Genomic DNA, 20,103 nt, shown 5'->3' with positions numbered 1-20,103 from the left:
GCGCGCGCCTCTAGGAGTCGTCTTGAGGAAACATTTCGAATTCTAAGGAGGCGCATGATGAGCGCAGTTGTGTCCGCAGCGGACGTGAGGAGGTCTCGCGTCAGGCTGCTCATCGTGACCATGTTGTTCCTGGTCACGACCGTCAACTATGCCGACCGCGCCACGCTCTCGATTGCCGGTCCCGCGCTGTCTAAGGAGCTCCATCTCGATCCTGTCGCCATGGGCTACATCTTCTCGGCCTTCGGCTGGTCCTACGTGATCGCGCAGGTACCGGGCGGCTGGCTGCTCGACCGCTACGGCTCGCGCCTCGTCTATGCCTTCTCCATCATCGTCTGGTCGCTGTTCACGATGCTGCAGGGCTGGGTCGGCTTCTTCAGCGCCGGCACCGCGATCGTGGTGCTGTTCGCACTCCGCTTCCTGGTCGGCATCGCCGAAGCGCCCTCCTTCCCCGCCAACGCCCGCATCGTCGCGGCCTGGTTTCCCGGCAACGAGCGCGGTACGGCGTCCGCCTTCTTCAACTCCGGACAGTATTTCGCCACCGTGATCTTTGCGCCGTTGATGGGCTGGATCGCCCATGCCTATGGCTGGCGCTACGTGTTCTTCGTGATGGGCGCGCTCGGCATCGTGATGGGCCTGGTCTGGATCAAGACCATCTACGGGCCGAAGGAGCATCCGGGAATCAACGACGCCGAGTTCGACTACATCAAGGAAGGCGGCGCGCTGGTCGATCTCGATGCGCCCCGCGACGAGCGCGCGCCGAGTTCAGGTCCGGGGTGGAGCCACATCCGCCAGCTTCTGTCCAACCGCATGATGCTCGGCGTCTATCTCGGCCAGTACTGCATCAACACGCTGACCTATTTCTTCCTGACCTGGTTCCCGGTCTACCTCGTCAAGGAGCGCGGGCTGTCGATCCTGCAAGCCGGCTTCGTCGCCACCTTGCCGGCGCTGTGCGGCTTCATCGGCGGCGTTCTCGGCGGCGTCATCTCCGACGCCATCCTGCGCAAGACGGGCTCGCTGACGCTGGCGCGGAAGATCCCGATCGTCGGCGGCATGCTGCTGTCGATGTCGATCATTGCCTGCAACTATGTCGACGGCCAGGCGCTGGTGGTCGGCTTCATGGCGCTCGCCTTCTTCGGCAAGGGCATCGGCGCACTCGGCTGGGCCGTGGTCTCTGACACTTCTCCCAAGGAAGCGGGCGGCGTCTCCGGCGGCCTGTTCAACACCTTCGGCAATCTCTCCTCGATCACCACCCCGATCGTGATCGGCTACATCCTGGCCGCGACCGGCTCGTTCAACGGCGCATTGCTGTTCGTCGGCGCCAACGCGCTGGTCGCCGCGTTCGCCTATCTCGTGGTTGTGGGCAAGATCGAGCGGGTGGTGCTCAAACGTTCCTCCTGAGAGCTCCGGGCAATCGGCGCGGACCAGGCAACTCAACGGCGGCCTAAACAGCCGCCGTCTTTGTTTCGGGGAAGATCGATGCTAGAAGTGCCAGGGAAACGCCTTATCCATCCAAGGCATGTATCAATGTTCGACCTCAACCAGCTCCGCTGCTTCGTCACGGTCGCGGAGGAACTGCATTTCGGCCGCGCCGCGGCGCGGCTGAACATGACCCAGCCGCCGCTGTCGCGGCAGATCCAGGTGCTCGAGCACATCATCGATGCGCCCCTGCTCGAGCGCACCAGCCGCTCGGTGCGCCTGACGCCCGCCGGCCGCAGCTTCCTGCCGGAAGCCCGGCGTATCCTGAAGCTTGCGGAAAGCGCCTCGCAGGTCGCCCGCCGCATCGCGCTCGGCAAGACCGGTTCGGTGAAGATCGGATTCACCGCGGCCGCCGCCTACGGCTTTCTGCCGGAGCTCGTCGCCGCCTGCCGCGCCAAACTGCCCGAGGTCGACTTCTCGCTGAAGGAGATGGTGTCGGGCGACCAGTTCGAGGCGCTGGGTTCGGGCCAGATCGATGCCGGCCTGTTGCGTCCGCCGATCGCGCGCCCCGAAATTGCCAGCCGCCGCGTCGTCGCCGAGCCCCTGCTCGCGGCGGTCCCGAAAAAGCATCCGCTGGCGAATGCCGAAAGCATCACGATCAAGGATTTCGACGGCCAGCCCTTCGTGATGTATTCGCCCTATGAAAGCCGCTACTTTCACGACCTGCTGGTGGCACTCTTCACTCGCGCCGACATCCTGCCGCGCTACGTCCAGCATCTCAGCCAGATCCACTCGATCCTCGCCATGGTCCGCGCCGGGCTCGGCCTCGCCATCGTGCCGGCTGCGGCTACCAGCCTCAAAATCTCGGACGTGCGCCTGCGGCCGCTCAAGCTGCGCACGCGCGTCCCGGTCGAATTGTTCATGGTCTGGCGCCGTGACGATGAAAATCCGCTGGTCTCGGCCCTTGTGAAGATCGCGAGCGAATTGTCCTCGGCGGAGGCGATGGACGATTGATGCTGAATCCGCATTGGTCAATATAGGCTTTGGCTTGGACGCGCATCGAACGGTCTCCTAAATAACGGCGCATGGACGCGCGGCTTCAGCTGCGTCCTCGACAACACCAGACAAGGGAGCAGCGCCCATGAGCAAGATGACCCCGCAGGAAATGGCCCAGAAGATCGGTTCCGGCCTCCTGTCCTTTCCCGTTACGCCGTTCAAGGCGGACTACTCCTTTGACGAGGCGACCTACCGCGCCAACATGGATTGGCTGTGCGGCTATGACGTCGCCGGCCTGTTCGCCGCCGGCGGCACCGGCGAGTTCTTCTCGCTAACGCCGACCGAGGTTCCGCAAGTCGTCAAGATTGCCGTCGACGAGACCAAGGGCCGCGTGCCCGTGCTCGCCGGCACCGGTTACGGCACCGCGACCGCGCGCGAGATCGCGATCGGCGCCGAAAAGGCCGGCGCCGACGGCCTCTTGCTGCTGCCGCCCTATCTCACCCACTCCGAGCAGGAGGGCCTTGCCGCCCATGTGGAGGCGATCTGCGCTTCGGTGAAGATCGGCGTCATCGTCTACAACCGCGACAACGCCATCCTGCAGCCCGATACGCTGGCGCGCCTCGCCGAGCGCTGCCCGAATCTCGTCGGCTACAAGGACGGCATCGGCGACATCGAACTGATGACCCGCGTCTACACCAAGCTCGGCGATCGCCTCACCTATGTCGGCGGCCTGCCGACCGCAGAGACCTTCGCATTGCCCTATCTCGACATGGGCGTGACGACCTATTCCTCGGCCGTGTTCAACTTCGTCCCGGAGTTCGCGACCAATTTCTACACCGCCGTGCGCAAACGCGATCACGCGGCGATCCATGCCGGGCTGAAGGATTTCATCCTGCCGCTGATCGCGATCCGCAACCGCAAGAAGGGTTACGCGGTCTCGATCATCAAGGCCGGCATGAAGGTGATCGGCCGCGACTCCGGCCCGGTCCGCCCGCCGCTGACCGACCTCACCGAGCAGGAGATCGCGGAACTGACCGCGCTGGTGAAAAATCTGCCCGCCATCGCTTCGACACAACAGGCCGCAGAATAACGCCCAGACACAAGGGAGGAGCAGCCGATGGTCCAGAACGGAATCTCCGGCGCGTCAGTCTCCGGCGCACCAATCGTGACCGCGATGCAGGTGATCCCGGTCGCGGGCCGCGACAGCATGCTCCTCAACTTAAGCGGCGCGCATGCGCCGTTCTTCACCCGTAACATCGTCATCCTCGCCGACAATGCCGGTCACACCGGCGTCGGCGAGGTGCCGGGCGGGCAAAAGATCTGGCAGACGCTCCAGGACGCGCGCGATCTGGTGATCGGCAAGACCGTCGGCGCGCTCAACAACATCCTCGCCGACGTCCGCACCGCCTTCGCGGACCGCGATGCCGGCGGCCGCGGCAAGCAGACCTTCGACCTGCGCGTCATGATCCACGCGGTGACCGCGATCGAATCCGCGCTGCTCGACCTGCTCGGCCAGCATCTCAACCTGCCCGTTGCCGCCCTGCTTGGCGAGGGCCAGCAGCGCACCAGCGTCGAGACGCTCGGTTATCTCTTCTTCGTCGGCGACCACGTCAAGAGCAAGCTGGACTACGTCGCGGGCGAGACCGGCAAGCCCGAATGGTTCAACCTTCGCCATCAGGAGGCGATGACGCCGGAGACCGTGGTGCGGCTCGCGGAAGCCACCCACGACCATTATGGCTTTGCCGACTTCAAGCTGAAGGGCGGCGTGCTGCGCGGCGAGCAGGAGATCGAGGCCGTCACCGCGATCGCCAAACGCTTCCCGAACGCACGCGTGACGCTGGACCCGAACGGCGCCTGGTCGCTCGATGAAGCGATCCGGCTCTGCAGGGACATGCACGGCATACTCGCCTATGCCGAGGACCCCTGCGGCGCCGAGGCCGGCTTCTCCGGCCGCGAGATCATGGCCGAGTTCCGCCGCGCCACGGGTCTTCCGACCGCGACCAACATGATCGCGACCGACTGGCGGCAGCTCTCGCACGCCTTGCGCCTCGGCGCGGTGGACATTCCGCTGGCGGATCCCCACTTCTGGACCATGCAAGGCTCGGTGCGCGTTGCCCAGACCTGCCGCGACAACGGCCTGACCTGGGGCTCGCACTCCAACAACCATTTCGACATTTCGCTCGCTATGTTCACCCATGTCGGCGCCGCCGCCCCCGGCAAGGTCACCGCGATCGACACCCACTGGATCTGGCAGGACGGCCAGGCCCTCACCAAGGAGCCGCTCCAGATCAAGGGCGGCAAGATCGCCGTGCCGGAACGGCCGGGCCTGGGCATCGAAATTGACCGGGCAGCCATCGAAGCCGCGCATAGCCTCTACAAGCAGCATGGACTTGGCGCCCGTGATGACGCTATTGCCATGCAGGACCTGATCCCCGGCTGGACCTTTGACGACAAGCGTCCCTGCCTCGTGCGCTAGAGCGTGATCCCGGACAAGCGGATACCGGCTTTCCGCTGAAGATCATGTCCAAACTGGAAGTGAAACTTTTGGAGGACGAGAGATGACTGCGATCCTGAAAAACTTCATCGGCGGCGAATGGGTCGACGGCTCCGGCGTCACCAGGAATATCAATCCCTCTAACACCAAGGACGTCGTCGGCGAATACGCCAAGGCCGACAAGGCCCAGACCGAGAAGGCGATTGCCGCCGCCAAGGCCGCCTTCCCCGCCTGGGCGCGCTCGACGCCGCAGGAGCGCTATGACGCGCTGAACAAGATCTCGACCGAGATCCTCGCCCGCAAGGAAGAGCTCGGCCGCCTGCTTGCCCGCGAGGAGGGCAAGACTCTGCCGGAAGGCATCGGTGAGGTCGGACGTGCCGGCCAGATCTTTGCGTTCTTTGCCGGCGAGGCGCTGCGCCTGACCGGCGAAAAAGGCGCCTCCGTCCGTCCCGGCCTCGACGTCGAGCTGACGCGCGAGCCGGTGGGCATCGTCGGCATGATCACGCCCTGGAATTTTCCAATCGCGATCCCGGCCTGGAAGATCGCGCCCGCGCTCTGCTACGGCAACACGGTAGTGTTCAAGCCGGCCGAGCTGGTGCCGGGCTCGGGGCATGCGCTGTCCGAGATCATCACCCGCTCCGGCATTCCCGCCGGCGTGTTCAACCTGGTGGTCGGCTCCGGCTCGGTGGTCGGCCAGACCCTGATCGAGCACCCGGATGTTGCGGCGATCTCCTTCACCGGCTCGGTGCAAACGGGCCGCAAGATCGCGCAGGCCTGCGTGCTGTCGAACCCGATGAAGAAATTCCAGCTCGAAATGGGCGGCAAGAATCCGCTGGTCGTGCTCGACGACGCCGATCTCAAGACCGCGGTCGAGGTCGCCGTCAACGGCGCCTATTTCTCCACCGGACAGCGCTGCACAGCCTCCTCCCGCCTGATCGTCACCGAAGGCATTCACGACCGCTTCGTCGCGGCAATGACCGAGCGCCTCAAAGGCCTGTCGGTGGACGACGCACTCAAGGCCGGCGTGCATATCGGCCCGGTGGTCGACCAGAGCCAGCTCGACCAGGACCTGCGCTACATCAAGATCGGCCAGGACGAAGGCGCCAAGCTCGCCTTCGGCGGCGAGCTGCTCAACCGTGAGACGCCCGGCTTCTATCTCCAGCCGGCGCTGTTCACCGAAGCCAACAACAACATGCGCATCGCGCGCGAAGAAATCTTCGGGCCGGTGGCGACCGTCATTCGCGCCAAGAATTACGAAGAGGCGCTCGCGATCTCCAACGACACCGAGTTCGGCCTCGCCTCCGGCATCTGCACCACCAGCCTGAAATACGCCTCGCATTACAAGCGCAACAGCGAGTCCGGCATGGTGATGGTCAATCTGCCGACCGCCGGCGTCGACTATCACGTGCCGTTCGGTGGCCGGAAGGGCTCGAGCTATGGCGCCCGCGAGCAGGGCTCCTATGCGCGCGAGTTCTACACCACTGTGAAGACCGCCTATACCTATCCCGGCTGATAGCCGATGATCGTAGGGTGGGTTAGCCCGCGGCTGCGCGAAGCGCAGTCCGCTGGCGTAACCCACCAACGCCACGATGCACCAAGCTTGGTGGGTTACGCGTTCCGCTAACCCACCCTACACTTTCGGAGTCCTCGATGGACCAGTCAGTCGCAGCGAAAGAGCAGCCCCGCTACATCAAGCTCAACGAGCGCGACAATGTCGCGATCGTCGTCAATGATTTCGGGCTGCCCGCCGGCTCCCGCTTTGCCTGCGGATTGACGCTGCGCGCCTTCGTGCCGCAGGGGCACAAGACGGCGCTGGTCGATATCGCGCAAGACGAAGCGATCGTGCGTTATGGCGAGGTGATCGGCTACGCGCTCTCGCCGATATCGGCAGGCGAATGGGTCGACGAAGCCCGCATCCGCATGCCGGAGGCCCCCGATCTCGACAAGCTCGAAATCTCGACCGCCGTCCCCGCGCCGCTGCCGCCGCTCGAAGGATTTACCTTCGAGGGCTTCCGCAATGCGGACGGCTCGGTCGGCACCAAGAACATTCTCGGCATCTCCTCCTCCGTGCAATGCGTCAAGGGCACGATGGAATATGCGGTGAAGCGCATCCGCGCCGAGCTGTTGCCGAAATACCCGAACGTCGACGACGTCGTGCCGCTGACGCATGCCTATGGCTGCGGGGTCGCCATCACCGCGCCCGACGCAGTGATTCCGATCCGCACGCTGCAAAACATCGCGCTCAACCCGAATTTCGGCGGCGAGATCTTGGTCATCAGCCTCGGTTGCGAAAAGCTTGCGCCCGAACGGCTGGTGCCGGAAGGCGTCAGCGATGCCATCGTGCGCATGCAGGACGAGGCCTTCGACGGTTTTGGCGCGATCGTGGATGCGATCATGACCCAGGCCGAGGCGCGCCTGAAGATCCTCAACAAGCGCACCCGCGAGACCTGCCCGGCCTCCGACCTCGTCATCGGCCTGCAATGCGGCGGCAGCGACGCCTTCTCCGGCGTCACCGCGAACCCCGCCGTCGGCTTCGCCGCGGACCTTCTGGTGCGCGCCGGTGCGACCGTGATGTTCTCGGAAGTGACGGAAGTCCGCGACGCCATCCAGCTGCTCACCCGCCGCGCCATCAACGAGGACGTCGGCCGCGCGCTGGTGCGCGAGATGGCCTGGTATGATTCTTATCTCGCCCGCGGCGGCGCCGACCGCAGCGCCAACACCACCCCCGGCAACAAGAAGGGCGGGCTTGCCAACATCGTCGAAAAATCGCTTGGCTCGATCGTCAAATCCGGCTCGAGCGCGATCACCGGCGTGCTGTCGCCCGGCGAGAAGGCGACGCAGAAGGGCATGCTGTTTGCTGCCACCCCCGCCTCCGACTTCATCTGCGGCACGCTCCAGCTCGCCTCAGGCATGACGCTGCAGGTGTTCACCACCGGCCGCGGCACGCCTTACGGCCTTGCGGCCGCGCCGGTCATCAAGGTCGCGACCCGCAGCGAGCTCGCGCGGCGCTGGAAGGACCTGATCGATTTCGACGCCGGCCGTATCGCCACCGGCGAGAGGACCATCGAGGAGACCGGCTGGGACCTGTTCCGCCTGATCCTGGACGTCGCTTCGGGCCGCACCAAGCCGTGGTCGGATCGCTGGGGCATCCACAACGACCTGACGCTGTTCAATCCGGCGCCGGTGACCTGAGAGCGATCAGACGCCGGCAAAAACTCCAAGAGGACGTTCAATGTCCCGCATCACGACCCTTCGCACGATCCGCATCGATGAGCGGCCGAATTTGATCTGGGTCGAGATCGAGACCGACGAAGGGCTGACCGGCCTTGGCGAAAGCTTTCGCGGCGCTCAGGCGGTTGAGGCTGCCGTGCATGAGCTCGCGGCGCCGCTGGTGCTGGGCCAGGACTCCCGCCGGATCGAGTCGATCTCGCGCCAGTTGCTGACGCCCTATCTCGGCTTCCACAGCGTCAGCGCCGAGGTGCGCGCCGCCAGCGCCATCGACATCGCACTATGGGACATCAAGGGTCAGCGTCACGGCATTCCCGTGCACGAGGCGCTCGGCGGCGCGAGCCGGCTCGAGATCCGCGCCTACAACACCTGCGCCGGCTACGCCTACAATACCAGGAGCGCCAAGCGCCGCGAGATCGGCGCGGACGATGCCGCGCTCGGCCCCTATGACGACCAGATCGCCTTCATGCGCGACGCCGGAGCGCTCGCCGAGAGCCTTTTGAGCGAAGGCTATGGCGCCATGAAGATCTGGCCGTTCGACCCGTTTGCCGCCAACGGCGGCCATTCGATTTCGCTCACCGACCTCAAGACCGGCCTCGAACCGTTCCGCAAGATCCGCGCTGCCGTTGGCGAGCGCATCGAGATCATGTGCGAGCTGCACAGCCTGTGGGGCGCACAGACCGCCGAGCGCATCTGCCGCGCGCTCGAGGATTACGGCGTGTTCTGGGTCGAGGATCCCCTCGGCAAGATGGACGATGTGCAGGGCCTTGCAGACCTCAGGCGACGCGTGAAAACGCCGATCTGCGGCAGCGAAACGCTGGCGGGCGCAGCGAGCTTCCGCAGTCTGCTCGCGGCCGACGCCATCGACGTGGTGATGCTCGACATCGCCTGGTGTGGTGGCCTGAGCGAGGCGCGCAAGATCGCCGCGCTCGCCGAAGCCTACAACAAGCCGCTCGCCCCGCACGATTGCACCGGTCCAGTCGCGCTGATGGCGGGTCTGCATCTGGCGCTGCATGCGCCCACCGCGATCTTCCAGGAGGTCGTGCGCGCGACGTTGTCGACCTGGTATCGCGATCTCGTCACCGCGATTCCGACGGTGAACAACGGCATCGTGTCTGCGCCGCGTGCGGCCGGTCTCGGGCTTGCGCTCAACCCGGACTTGCGACGCCGCGCGGATGCAGTGGTGCGAGAGACCCGATACGAAGCGTAGGCGCGACCGACGGAGAGACAGGCGACGGGGCTCGCGAAACCGTCCGGAAACATTGGCGCGGAAGATTTCCTGCGCGCTTCACCGCCCCCGCATCACGCAACCAAATACTCTTCTGACGGCGATCGAATGTTCGCATAGGAGCGAACCTGTTGCGGCATTGCCGCGACCAAACTCCGATTGCCATTTTCCACGGAGATTTTCCAATGCGCGTTGTTTCGATGATCGCCGTTCTCGGCGCAATGATTGCCAGCTCGGCCGGCGCATTCGCCGCCGAACGTCCCTCTTACGAAGTGAATTCATTTCCGATCTCGGCGATGCAGGTCCAGGTGCTCGGCGCCGCCGGAATCGACGAACAATCGGCGACGCCTGCGATGATCGTCGCCGGCATGCCCGCCTCACCCGCGCAGATCTCGGTGCTGTCGCCGCGCGTCAAGCGGCTCGCAAATGTGAACGCGCAGAGCGAGGCGCGCTGAGCACTCCTGTCATTCCGGGACGCGAGGTGCGCTCCGGAATGACGCGCGATCTCTACGTCATACTGCCCGGCATGAAGCAGCGCACGTGCGGGTGGCCGTCGATATAGTGCTTCCACACCATGGTGCGGCCGATCTTGTTCGGCTCGGTGATGACGGCGCCGTCGGGCACGATGACCCATTCGCCGTCGAGATGCACGCGATAACGCCCCCGATCGGACTCCCAGTCGACGTCGGCCACGACATAGCCGTCGGCATCCGAGCAGCATTGCCCGTATTCGCTATGCAGGCTCTCAAACCAGGGTTTTAACGGCGAGGTGGCGTAGCGCCCGTCGTCTCGCGCAAGCGCGGACGTCGCCAGCAGCGTCGCCAGCCCCAACAGCGCCGCCGCACACGGTCTTGCAAGTCTCATGTCGTCTCCCGCGGATCGCAATCACCGCCGCGGGGGTAAAAGCTGCCGTCCGCCGTCCGCACGGTGTGCGGCAGGCGTGGAGACGGCGACTCATCCCCCAGCAGCTTTGCCGATAGCTATGCAAATCCGGCGCCAACGCGCATTCCGGGGAACTACTGGAGCGATAGCGCGGCACGAGCCACACACTCGCTGTCATCGCCCGACTTGATCGGGCGATCCAGTATTCCAGAGAAGGCGAAGAGGATACGGAGAAGCCGCGGCGTACTGGATTCCCCGCCTTCGCGGGGAATGACAGTGGCGTGTGAGGCTGCGGCTACGGCTGCCCACCCACCATAGCGGCGGTCGCGGCGCCCTTACTGCTTCGGCGGCGCCATCATCGCGCCGCCCTTTTTCGCCGCGGGTGCCGGTGGCGGTTTGGGCGCGGCGGCCTGAGCGGGCAGGTATTTGGCGACGATGGCGGGGTCGACCTGCGCGATGTTGGCGTCCGGCAGGCGGGTCCAGGTCTCGTCCTTGCCGAACAGGGAGATCCCGAGAAAGCCGCGCATGGTCAGCGTCTGCCCGTCCGGGCTGATCGACATCTTGGCCTTCCAGATGTTGCCGTCGCGCGGATTGACCACGTTGCCGCCATCATACTTCAATCCGTCGCGCTTCATGTCGCGGATAAAGGAAAGGCCGAGCACCGGCGCGTTCTTGCGATCGTCCGTGCATTTCGCGCAGACCTCGTTCGGATCGTCGCCAGGACGCGGAAAGGTCTTTGCGATCACGCCCTCGAAGATGCCGTTGTGATCGACGAACAGGAACCATCCCACCGTCTTGCCATCTTCGACCTTTTGCCAAAGGCCTGCAGCAGTCGGCTGGGCCTGCGCCGCAGCCGGGACTTGCGACGCAGCCGGGCTCGCCGCGCCGAGCGACAGCGCGAGCGCCAGGAACGAGAGCAGCCGAAGGCCGGGAAAGAGATTCAGCATTATGATCACCTTGCTAACCCGCGACTTGAGTGGCCGCAGACTACGGCGATTTCGCGAACGGCTCCAGCACCAGAAACATGGGGCATCGCCTCCCTGTCCGCCGCCGTTAATGGACGCCAAGCTTCTTCTGCAGGCTGGAGGACGAGGTCGTGTACTGGAACACCAGCCGCTTATCCGGATAGACGTAACGATGGGCTTTTTGCGACATCAGCGCGCCTTCGTGGAAGCCGCACAGGATCAGCTTGAGCTTGCCGGGATAGGTGTTGATGTCGCCGATTGCGAAGATGCCGGGCACGTTGGTCTCGAACGCGCTGGTCTCGACCGGCACGAGATTGTTCTCCAGCGCAATGCCCCAGTTCGCGACCGGTCCGAGCTTCATGGTCAGCCCGAAGAACGGCAGCAGGGTGTCGCAGGCGATCTCGGTAATGCTGTTGTCGTTGCCCTTGATGGTCGCGCCGGTGAGATTGCCGGCGCTACCCGCCAGCGCGGTGACCTGGCCGAGCCTGAGATCCATCTTGCCGTCAGCCACCAGCGCGCGCATCTGCTCGACGCTGTGGGGAGCAGCGCGGAATTCGTCGCGCCGGTGCAAAAGCGTGATGCGCTTGGCGAGTGGATGCAAATTGAGCGTCCAGTCGAGCGCGGAATCGCCGCCGCCGACGATCAGCACGTTCTTGTCGCGGAACGTCTCCATCTTGCGCACGGCGTAATGCACCGAGGTGCCTTCATAGGCTTCGATCCCCGGCACCGGCGGGCGCTTGGGCTGGAACGAGCCGCCGCCGGCCGCGATCACCAACACCTTGCACTCGAACACCTTGCCGGCGTCGGTAGTGCAGCGAAACAAGGGATCGCCGATCTTCTCCACCGTCTCCACCATCTCACCGAGATGAAAGGTCGGATGGAACGGCTTGATCTGTTCCATCAGCGCATCCGTGAGACCCTGGCCGGAGACCTTCGGAATGCCGGGAATGTCGTAGATCGGCTTTTCCGGATAGAGCTCGGCGCACTGGCCGCCGATCTTGTCGAGGATATCGACGAAATGCGTCTTCATATCCAGAAGGCCAAGCTCGAAGGCGGCGAACAGGCCACAGGGGCCGGCACCAATAATCAGCACATCGGTTTTGATCGCGTCGCTCATGTCGTCTCTTTATCGATCGTTGTCGGTGGGACGCCGCCCAGCGGGCAGAGGAACCCTGCCTGTCTAGCCAACGGGGATGGATCAGGGAAGGCATAAAAGCGGGAGCGCCCCGCAGCCGCGCCCACTTGCCGGGTCAAAATAACTGGGATGTAACGAGGAAGGATATGACGGAGATCAACCGGTGAACGCACCAAGCCGCCTCGATACGACGCCGCGCCTGGAGGACTTCCCCTATCGCCTCGGCGACAATGTCCGCTTCGGCGATCTCGACCCCAACCAGCACGTCAACAACGCGGTCTACGCCACCTATTTCGAGACCGGCCGCGTCACCTTGATGAAGAGCCCGCAATATGGGCTGACGCCGCCGGGCCTGGCCTGGATCATGGTGCGCCTCGACATGCATTTTCGCGCCGAGCTGCGCTGGCCCAATACGATCGAGCTCGGCCTTGGCGTCGTCAAACTGGGACGAACCTCGGTGACCTTCGAGCAGGTCGTTTTCTCTGAAGGAAAATGCATCGCGTCGGCAACGTCGGTCGGCGTCATGCTCGACGAGGCGACGCGGCGGCCGGCACCGCTCACGGCGGAGATCATCGCCAAGCTGACGCCCTGGTGCAAGCGGGGCATCGAGGTCGTCCCGCCCGCCGCTTAGAACAGAAGAATGCTCAGGCCTGGCGTTCCGGCGTCGCCACCACGAGGCCGTCGAGTTCGTCGGACACCTTGATCTGGCAGGACAGGCGCGAATTCGGGCGCACGTCGAAACCGAAGTCGAGCATGTCCTCTTCCATCGGCGTCGGGCTGCCGACCTTCTCGCGCCAGGCTTCGTCGACATAGACATGGCAGGTGGCGCAGGCGCAGGCGCCGCCGCATTCGGCCTCGATGCCTGGAATGCTGTTGCGGATGGCGGCTTCCATCACAGTCGCGCCGTTCTCGACGTCCACCGTACGGGTTTCGCCCTTGTGATCGACAAAGTGAATTTTGGCCATGTGTGCTCGTGCTGCCGCGATCTAGGGAATAAAGGAGGGTCCGGGCTGTCCTATAACGGGTCGATCAGCCCGGCGCCATAGCGTTTTGATGCGAAGTGGATGCCGGTCCGCGTGAAGAAAACGCGTCAAAACAAAAGACTAGGTGCGCAAGCCACCCGCATCCTGCGGGCCCCGGCCTAGAGCGTTTTCTAGCGAAGCGGACCCCGGTTCGCGTGAAGAAAACGCGTCAAAACGAGAATCTAGAGCCCCGTTCCGATTCAATCGGAACGGAAAAGGCTCTAGTGCTTCAAGATCGCCTCGATCGCGGCGCGGACCTCGGCCACCGCCTCTTTCAGCGCGGCGAAAGCATCGGGCCGGCTATGGCCGGACCGGATCGCGGTCTCCAGGCTGGCGGCGGCGTCCGCCACCGCAAAGGCGCCGATTCCGCGCGCCGAGCCCTTGAGCTTGTGCGCGAGTGCACCGGCCTCGGCCGGCACCGCCGCCATCGCCGCGACCAGCCTGACCGCCTGCTCGGCGAACATCGCCAGCACTTCCTGTTCCAGCTCGGCATCGCCGAGCGTCATGCGCGACAGGTGGTCGAGATCGAGCGGGCTGTCGATGGGCGCAAGCGGGGGCGAGGGCATCCATTCCATCCGTTGCAGATCAGGCGTCATGGCGCAGACCCCGGCATCGCGCGACATTCCGCCGGTCCGGCGGCAAGGTTCCGCCAACCCAAGCACGGAAATGGTTAACGAAATGTTTGGGCCGTTTTACGTAATTCTGCCGGTTTATTGACGAAAAGTCGCCGCAATCGGCCAAGTTCGGTGGAGAATTTCATTTGTTGCTAAGGCGTTAGGGCGCAATCCTGTTAACGATGATTAAGATTGTCTTAACCGCGGGCATTTCATTCGCGACGCTCTGCCAATAGGATGTTGCGGAAATTGGCGGACAAGCCGTCCGGGTGGGGATGGCTCGGAGATCCGCGTAAGCGGCATGATCCGATCTGTGGGCTTGCGTAGCGCGCAGGGCTCGCGGGGAGACGCGTACAAGTAACGAGGGCTCGGACTGAACATGGCGAACACTCCGAAAAAGGTCAAAGACCCCACAGAAGTTGCGCTTTCTGCGATCCAGGAAGCCCTGAACATCAGCGACACCGCCGCGGACACCAGCCGCAACGCGTCGATGCGTAATGAATCCGCACCTCAGGTGGCGCCGCCGGCGCCTCCGATGTTCGACGAGCCGGCCTTCGAGCCGCGTCAGGCCGCCAACGAGCGGGCGGTGTTCGAGCCGATGGAGGAGCCCCGGACCTCGCGCCGCGCCGCCAATGACGACCGCGAGACCATCGGACAGTTGCTCCAGGCGCTTCAGAAGGGCCGCCCTGCCCGCAGCGTCTACACTTTCGCCACCATCTTCGCCGGCATCTGGCTTGCAGCCTGCGCCGCGCTGAGCGTCGGCTTCCTGCCCTCGATCCAGGCCGCCATGGGCCAGAGCGGCGGCGTGCTCGTCGTCGCCGGTCTGGTCGCGATGTTCTTTGCGCCCATCATGCTGTTCTACTTTCTGGCGAGCCTGGTCTGGCGCGGGCAGGAAATGCGCATGATCGCACAGGCCATGGCGCAGGTGGCGATGCGCTTCTCCGAGCCGGAAGGTTCGGCTTCCGATTCCATGGTCACCGTCGGCCAGGCCATCCGCCGCGAGGTCGCTGCGATGGGCGACGGCATCGAGCGCGCGATCGCGCGCGCCGGCGAGCTCGAGACGCTGGTCGCCAACGAGGTCGCAGCGCTGGAACGCGCCTATTCCGACAATGAAGTGCGCATCCGCGCGCTGCTCCAGGACATCGCGCATCAGCGCGACAACCTGGTCGGCCAGGCCGAGCAGGTCCGCAGCGCCATCTCCGGCGTGCAGATCGATCTGCGCCACGACATCGCGCTGATCTCGGACGCGATCGCCTCGCGCGTCGACGAAGTCGCCAAGAGCATCACCGGCGCTTTGGAAGAGCGCGGCGCCCACATCACGGGGGCACTGAGCAACGCCGGCGACAACATGATCCTCGCGCTCGGCGAGCGCGGCGGCGACCTGCTCGACCGTCTCGAGGAAGCCAGCAACGAGACCACGCGCGCTGTGCTCGACGCCAGCGAGCGGCTGACCACCAGCCTCAACTTCAAGACCGGCCACGTCCACGACGAGTTCGTCGACCTCGCCGACCGCGTCCATGAGATGCTGAACGAGCGCATCGACCGCATCACCGGCGAGTTCGAGCAGCGTTCCGCCGCGATCGTCGACGGCATCTCCGAGCGCACCGAGCAGGTGCACGATTCCCTGAAGAATTCGTCCGACTCGCTGCTGCTCGAGCTCGAGCTGCGCTCCAACGACCTCTCTGCCAAGATCGACGACGCCGGCAACCGGCTCGCCAGCCAGATCATGACCTCCGGCGACAAGGCGAGCGAGGCCCTCGACGCTACCGTCAACACGCTGGTCGCCAAGGTCGTGAGCCAGACCGAGACCGCGCACGACTCGCTGTCGCTCCAGATGAGCGCGTTCGACGAGCTGGTGAAGAACCAGGGCTCCGAACTGGTCGAGAAGTTCGCCCGCGACTCCGGCACGCTGGGCGCATTGATTACGCGCCACATCTCCGAGTTCGACCGCACCGTGAAGACTTTCGGCGGTGAGATCGTCGAGCGCATGGGCCAGCGCACGCAGGACATCGCCGAGACGCTGAAGACCTATGTCGACAATTTCGACACCCGCTTCACCTCGAACGGCGGTCGGATCACCGCGCAGCTCGACCAGCGCCTGGTGCAGTTCGAGACCACGATCGGCGAGCGCGTCAGCAACCTCGACTCCTCGCTGAACGGCAAGATCACCAGCCTCGACGGCACCATCGGAAGCCACATCAAGACCTTCGACGAGCAGCTCGGCGGCCGTGTTGCGGCGCTCGAACAGTCGTTCGATACCCGCACGAAGTCCGTGACCGAGACCATCGATGAACGCCTCAACACGCTCTCCACGTCGCTGACCGATGGCGCCACCCAGGCGATCCAGTCGATCGACTCCCGCCTCACCCACCTGACGACGTCGCTGACCGACGGCGCATCGCAGACGATCCAGACGATCGACACGCGGCTGACGCACCTCACGACGACGCTCACCGGCGGCGCATCGCAGGCGCTCGAGTCCATCGACACCCGCCTCACCTACCTGACCACCGCGGTAACGAACGGCGCCTCGCAGGCCGTGCAGTCGATCGACACGCGCCTCAGCCTCCTGACCTCGACGCTCACGGACGGCACCGCGCAGGCGATCGAGGCGGTCGACCGCCGCATCACCGGCGTCACCGAGGTGATCGACGGCCGCAGCATGCATCTGACCGACACGGTCACCGCGCGCTTCCAGGATATCCAACAGGCCATCGAGACCAAGGTAGGCGCGGTCGCCAACGACATAGACGTGCGCGTGGCGCAGTTCGAAGACCTGCTCGGCTCGCGCGTCGAGGCCGTCGCCGGCCGCATCGAGAGCAGCGGACGCCAGGCCAGCGAGGACATGATGTCCCGCGCCGAAATGATCTCCACCACCATCCGCTCGCATGTCGAGGACGCCGAGCGTTCGCTCACCAACCTCGTCGTCAACACCAGCGAGACGATCCAGACCGGCGCGCGCACCGCCCAGCAGTCGCTGATGACGGTCTCCTCCGACGTCAACGCCCAGCTCAAGATGACCTCCGCCGAGGTAGAGCGCGCGCTCACCGCGGTCGGAACGGGCGCTGCCAACTCGATCCTGAGCAGCGCCCGCGAGGCGCAGTCGACCCTGGTTGCGGCATCGGGCGATGCGTCCAACCAGATCAAGTCGCTGTCGGCCGACGTCGAACGCACGCTGTCGGCGGCAGGCTCGGCAACCGCGGCCTCCATCCTGGCCGGCGCCCGAGAGGTGCAGACTACGCTCGTCACCGCCTCTTCGGACGCGGCCAACCACGTCAAGACGCTCACCGCCGACGTGCAGCGCTCGCTGTCGATGGCCGGCTCCGCCACGGCCGAGTCGATCACCGCCGGCGCACGCGATGCGCAGGGCACGCTGATCGCGGCCTCGACCGAGACCGCCAACCAGATCAAGGCGCTGTCGTCCGACGTCCAGCGCTCGCTCTCGATGGCGGGCACCTCGACGGCAGAGACCATCATGACCGGCGCCCGCGAGGCCCAGAACACCCTGGTCACGGCGTCTTCGGACGCGGCGAGCCAGGTCAAGTCGCTCGCGGCCGAGGTGCATCGCTCGCTGTCGCAGGCGGGCCAGATGACCGCCGAGACGATCACGACCAGTGCCCGCGACGCCCAGAGCACCCTGCTCGCGGTCTCGGCGGAACAGACCGGCCAGGTCCGCTCGCTCGCGGCCGAGATGCAGCGCGCGCTGGCGACCGCCGGCGGCGCCACCATCGAGGCGCTCACCAGCGGCGTGCGCGAGGCCCAGGGCACGCTGATCTCCGCATCGACCGATGCGGCGAGCCAAATCAAGTCCCTGACCACGGACATCGAGCGCACCCTGACCGCGGTCGGCGCCGATACCGCCTCGACCATCCTCAACAGCGCACGCGAGGCGCAGAGTTCGCTGACCTCGACGTCGGCGGACGCCGCGAGCCAGATCCGCACCATCTCGACCGAGATCGAGCGCACCCTGAGCACGGCTACTGCGAATGCGACCAACGACATCCAGACCAGCGCGCTCAACGCCCAGAACGCGCTGATCAACGCCTCCAACGAGGCGAGCTCGCGGGTCAAGTCGAGCTCGGCCGATGTCGAGCGTTCGGTGCTCGCCGCCAGCAGCAGCTTCGGCCAGGCCATGACCGGCAAGACCGACGAGATCGTCACCTACGTGCAGCAGCAGTCCGACCGCCTTGCGAACATGATCGACGCCAAGCGCGGTTCGCTGGTGGATGCGATCGGCTCCAAGACCAGCCAGCTCACGCTCGACATCGACCGCGTCACCTCCGACGCGCTGAAGTCGATCGAAACGCGCGGCCACGCGTTCTCGCAGACGATGATGGGCAACGGCTCCGAAGTGGCCCGCACGATCAACTCGGCGAGCGAGATCGCCACCGGTGCGGTCAACAAGTCGCTCAAGGACCTCGAGCAGGCCTCGCGGGCGGCGATCGACCAGTCGCGCCAGGTCTCGATCGCGGCCGTCACCGAGATGCAGGAGACCAGCAAGATCCTGCGCACCGACACGGTGGCGCTGTTCGAGCGCCTGCGCGAAGGCAACATCCTGCTCCAGGAGGTGCTGACCGGCGCCCACGACAACCTCAACTCGCTCGAGCGGGCGCTGGTGACGCGCGTTGCCGATTTCGTCTCGGCAATGAACGACGTCACCTCGCGCAACGGCGCGGCGACGCAGAACCTCGAAGACCAGCTCAACGTCTTCAACAGCAAGACCACGAAGGCGCTGCTGGATCTCGGCGAGCTGTCGACCCAGTTCGACGCGCACGGCAAGGCACTCGTCGATGCCGCGCAGGTCGTCGAGCAGAGCAACAAGAATACCACCGCTTCGCTCGCCGAACGCAAGCAGGCGCTGGAGTCGCTCGTCACCACGATCGACCTGCGTACCGCCGATCTCGACCAGCGGCTGTCGCGCTTCACCGGCCTGCTCGATGAATCGCTTGCCGCCGCCGAAGAGCGCGCCCGCGACATCGCCCGCGTCGTGGCGGAGACTGCCGGTGCGGGATCTGCCGCGATCACCCGCCAGTTCGAGGCGGTGCGGTCGGCCTCCGAAGAGGAGCATCGGCAGACCATCGAGACCATGCACGACATCTACCGCCAGACCACCGACGAAGCGGATGCGATGTTCAAGCAGTCGGCCGAGAAGTTCGGCAACCTCGTCTCCAGCATGAAGCAGATGGCGTTCGAGATGCACAACGAGCTCGAAGCCACCCGCAACGAGCTGCGCCGCGGGGTGCTCGAGATGCCGCAGGAGGCCGCCGAGAGCACTGCGCAGATGCGCAAAGTGATCGTCGACCAGATCGAGGCGCTCGCCGAGCTCAACCGCATTGTGGCCCAGCATGGCCGCGGCCTCGACGTCACTACGACCGGCCGCGCCAGTGTGCAGCAGCGCCAGGAAGAGCCGGCGATGGCAGCGGTCGGCGGCCGCGGCACCGAGACGCGCATGCGCGACACCGGCAGTGCCTCCACCCTGCCGCCGCCGGACCTCGGCATGCCGGCCTCGCGCCGCACCGAAGCGCCGCCGGTCGCACCCGCCGGCAACGACCAGGGCCGTGACGGCTGGCTCTCCGACCTCTTGAGCCGCACGGACGCCAACCAGGGTGCTCCGACCGGACGTGAGGCCCCGCGCGGCCGCGCTGCACCCGCTCCGCAGCCGCAAGCGCCGCAGGGTGGGGGCAATCCGCTGGAATCGCTATCGCTCGACATTGGCCGGCTGATGGACCGCAACCTCGCCGCCGAGATGTGGGACCGCTACCAGCGTGGCGAGAACAAGGCCTTCACCAAGCGCCTCTACACGCCCGCCGGCCAGAAGGCCTTTGACGAGGTCGCCCGCAAGTACCGCGCCGACCGCAACTTCAAGGGCACGGTCGACCGCTACGTCGCCGAGTTCGAACGCCTGCTCGACGAAGTCGCCCGCGACGGCCGCGGTCCGCAAGAGCTGCGCAACCACCTGACCTCGGAGACGGGCCTGGTCTACACCCTGCTCGCGCATGCGGCGGGTCGGCTGGGGTAAAACGAAGCTCGCGAATGGCGAGGAGCGAATAGCGAATGAAAACAGAGGCCTTGCGGCCTCCGTTTTTTGTTTGAGCCGTCATTGCGAGGAGCCCTTGCGACGAA

At 65.3% G+C, this 20,103-nt stretch carries 15 protein-coding genes; 10 read left to right on the top strand and 5 right to left on the bottom strand.

Annotated elements, in window-relative coordinates:
• Window positions 1–57: 57 nt before the first annotated feature.
• The 8 genes from GWG65_RS03800 to GWG65_RS03765 all read left to right on the top strand — a co-directional run bounded on the left by GWG65_RS03800 (window position 58) and on the right by GWG65_RS03765 (window position 9,817).
• Window positions 58–1,398, top strand: a complete 1,341-nt coding sequence (locus GWG65_RS03800) for an MFS transporter (RefSeq protein ID WP_275194043.1) — start codon at window positions 58–60, stop codon at window positions 1,396–1,398.
• Between the two features lie 126 nt (window positions 1,399–1,524).
• Entirely contained in the window at window positions 1,525–2,430 is a 906-nt protein-coding gene (locus GWG65_RS03795) for a LysR substrate-binding domain-containing protein (RefSeq protein WP_275194042.1), read from the top strand.
• Between the two features lie 127 nt (window positions 2,431–2,557).
• Window positions 2,558–3,502, top strand: a complete 945-nt coding sequence (kdgD, locus tag GWG65_RS03790) for a 5-dehydro-4-deoxyglucarate dehydratase (RefSeq protein ID WP_275194041.1) — start codon at window positions 2,558–2,560, stop codon at window positions 3,500–3,502.
• A gap of 27 nt (window positions 3,503–3,529) precedes the next feature.
• Window positions 3,530–4,888, top strand: a complete 1,359-nt coding sequence (gene gudD / locus GWG65_RS03785; protein ID WP_275194040.1) for a glucarate dehydratase — start codon at window positions 3,530–3,532, stop codon at window positions 4,886–4,888.
• 82 nt (window positions 4,889–4,970) lie between these two features.
• Window positions 4,971–6,419, top strand: coding sequence for an aldehyde dehydrogenase family protein (locus GWG65_RS03780; protein ID WP_275194039.1), 1,449 nt, complete (start codon window positions 4,971–4,973; stop codon window positions 6,417–6,419).
• A 137-nt stretch (window positions 6,420–6,556) separates the two neighbouring features.
• Window positions 6,557–8,098 carry a galactarate dehydratase gene (gene garD / locus GWG65_RS03775; protein ID WP_275194038.1) on the top strand — a complete coding sequence of 514 codons (1,542 nt, stop codon included), beginning with the start codon at window positions 6,557–6,559 and terminating at the stop codon, window positions 8,096–8,098.
• Window positions 8,099–8,138: 40 nt separating this feature from the next.
• A complete protein-coding gene (locus GWG65_RS03770) occupies window positions 8,139–9,344 on the top strand; it encodes a mandelate racemase/muconate lactonizing enzyme family protein (RefSeq protein ID WP_275194037.1) in 1,206 nt (401 codons plus the stop codon).
• Window positions 9,345–9,547: 203 nt separating this feature from the next.
• A complete protein-coding gene (locus GWG65_RS03765; RefSeq protein ID WP_275194035.1) occupies window positions 9,548–9,817 on the top strand; it encodes a hypothetical protein in 270 nt (89 codons plus the stop codon).
• A gap of 52 nt (window positions 9,818–9,869) precedes the next feature.
• On the opposite strand, the gene GWG65_RS03760 is transcribed toward GWG65_RS03765, so the two are convergent.
• From GWG65_RS03760 to GWG65_RS03750, 3 genes are all read right to left on the bottom strand, one after another.
• A complete protein-coding gene (locus tag GWG65_RS03760) occupies window positions 9,870–10,226 on the bottom strand; it encodes a hypothetical protein (RefSeq protein WP_275194034.1) in 357 nt (118 codons plus the stop codon).
• A gap of 353 nt (window positions 10,227–10,579) precedes the next feature.
• The gene (locus tag GWG65_RS03755; protein WP_275194033.1) at window positions 10,580–11,191 is read right to left on the bottom strand and encodes a DUF2147 domain-containing protein; all 612 of its coding nucleotides are present in this window, start codon (window positions 11,189–11,191) and stop codon (window positions 10,580–10,582) included.
• Between the two features lie 106 nt (window positions 11,192–11,297).
• Window positions 11,298–12,326 (bottom strand): NAD(P)/FAD-dependent oxidoreductase, encoded by a 1,029-nt coding sequence (locus GWG65_RS03750; RefSeq protein WP_275194032.1) that lies wholly within the window; start codon window positions 12,324–12,326, stop codon window positions 11,298–11,300.
• Between the two features lie 181 nt (window positions 12,327–12,507).
• Between GWG65_RS03750 and GWG65_RS03745 the strand changes: the two genes are divergently transcribed.
• Window positions 12,508–12,975, top strand: coding sequence for a thioesterase family protein (locus GWG65_RS03745; RefSeq protein WP_275194031.1), 468 nt, complete (start codon window positions 12,508–12,510; stop codon window positions 12,973–12,975).
• A 13-nt stretch (window positions 12,976–12,988) separates the two neighbouring features.
• On the opposite strand, the gene GWG65_RS03740 is transcribed toward GWG65_RS03745, so the two are convergent.
• Together GWG65_RS03740 and GWG65_RS03735 are read right to left on the bottom strand one after the other, a co-directional pair.
• A complete protein-coding gene (locus tag GWG65_RS03740) occupies window positions 12,989–13,309 on the bottom strand; it encodes a 2Fe-2S iron-sulfur cluster-binding protein (RefSeq protein WP_045008721.1) in 321 nt (106 codons plus the stop codon).
• A 278-nt stretch (window positions 13,310–13,587) separates the two neighbouring features.
• Window positions 13,588–13,962 (bottom strand): Hpt domain-containing protein, encoded by a 375-nt coding sequence (locus GWG65_RS03735; RefSeq protein ID WP_275194279.1) that lies wholly within the window; start codon window positions 13,960–13,962, stop codon window positions 13,588–13,590.
• 397 nt (window positions 13,963–14,359) lie between these two features.
• Here GWG65_RS03735 and GWG65_RS03730 point away from each other — a divergent pair, with 397 nt between their 5' ends.
• A complete protein-coding gene (locus GWG65_RS03730; protein WP_275194028.1) occupies window positions 14,360–19,999 on the top strand; it encodes a negative regulator of septation ring formation in 5,640 nt (1,879 codons plus the stop codon).
• Window positions 20,000–20,103: the final 104 nt, after the last annotated feature.

The sequence above is a fragment of the Bradyrhizobium sp. CSA207 genome (assembly GCF_029051685.1).
Taxonomy (GTDB): Bacteria; Pseudomonadota; Alphaproteobacteria; order Rhizobiales; family Xanthobacteraceae; genus Bradyrhizobium.
The sequence above is the reverse complement of the archived record's forward strand: the minus strand, read 5'-3'. Positions and strand labels throughout refer to the sequence as shown.